The organism is Treponema primitia ZAS-1 (genome assembly GCF_000297095.1).
Taxonomy (GTDB): domain Bacteria; phylum Spirochaetota; class Spirochaetia; order Treponematales; family Breznakiellaceae; genus Termitinema; species Termitinema primitia_A.
In genome coordinates, this window is sequence record NZ_AEEA01000121.1 from 1 (window position 1) to 891 (window position 891).

General features: G+C 47.5%; 2 protein-coding genes. Both read left to right on the forward strand.

Translation table 11 applies throughout. The features are described from left to right. Window positions 1–276 precede the first annotated feature (276 nt). Window positions 277–477: a type II toxin-antitoxin system HicB family antitoxin gene (locus tag TPRIMZ1_RS0115225; protein WP_010262110.1), complete on the forward strand. Its 201-nt coding sequence runs from the start codon at window positions 277–279 to the stop codon at window positions 475–477. Beyond that, the gene (locus TPRIMZ1_RS20115) at window positions 477–650 is read left to right on the forward strand and encodes a type II toxin-antitoxin system HicA family toxin (RefSeq protein ID WP_010262111.1); all 174 of its coding nucleotides are present in this window, start codon (window positions 477–479) and stop codon (window positions 648–650) included. The genes TPRIMZ1_RS0115225 and TPRIMZ1_RS20115 overlap by 1 nt, the downstream gene beginning before the upstream one ends. Window positions 651–891 lie beyond the last annotated feature (241 nt).

The window sequence follows — 891 nt, forward strand, 5'->3', positions numbered from 1 at the left end:
TGATAAAGGCCCCCTATGGACCCCCTAGGACGTGGAGAACGCACAACAGGACCAGTTATCGGGGGGTTTGTAAATTGCCGCGAAGCGGCTTCAGTGGAAAGAATATCAGGGGGACCCTCTGGGGGTTCCTGATATTCTTTCCAGCTGGCAGGACCCTATACTACGTATTTGTGCGTTCTCGAAACCAAGTTAAGGGGTCCGTAGGGGGAAGGAGAATTTGACCTCAATGCAGCGATATGGTATAGTATAAAGATGCTTTGCGCCGGAGGGATATAGATGGAGTTATCATATACTTATTGGGAAGCCGAAGAAGGGGGGTACATTGGTTTTATCAATCAATATCCCAATTACTGGACCCAGGGAGAGAGCTTAGAAGAACTTGAAACGATGCTTATATCGCTTTATAAGGATTTGTTGGAATTCGGGGATATACAGAGTGCGGTCCCACAAAAAACGGGAAAATTAATAGTGGCCTAATGAAACAGAGTGATTTAATAAAAACCATCACTAAAAATGGAGCGGTATTTATCCGGCATGGTAGCAGCCACGACTGGTACCGGAACCTCAAAACCGGGATTTCGGAAGCTGTGCCGAGACACCGGGAAATAAAAGAATATTTGGCTCAAAAGATAATAAAGAATTTATCGTAAAAAGTTCCCCGGTGAAGCCATGCGCTGATTGGGTTTCCGAAAGCACACAAATGGTAAGGGGGGGCCTGTCAGGAAGGAAAAGTATGGGACCTCCCAGAGGGTCCCTCCATACTTTTCCTTCCTGACACCCCACTCCGTACTATGTGTAAGTGTGCTTTCGTGCCTCGTAGGCGCATGGCTTTACCGGGCCGGTTCGCCGAATGAAGCTTTTACTAAGCCCCAAGCGGTGTTTAGCGCTATG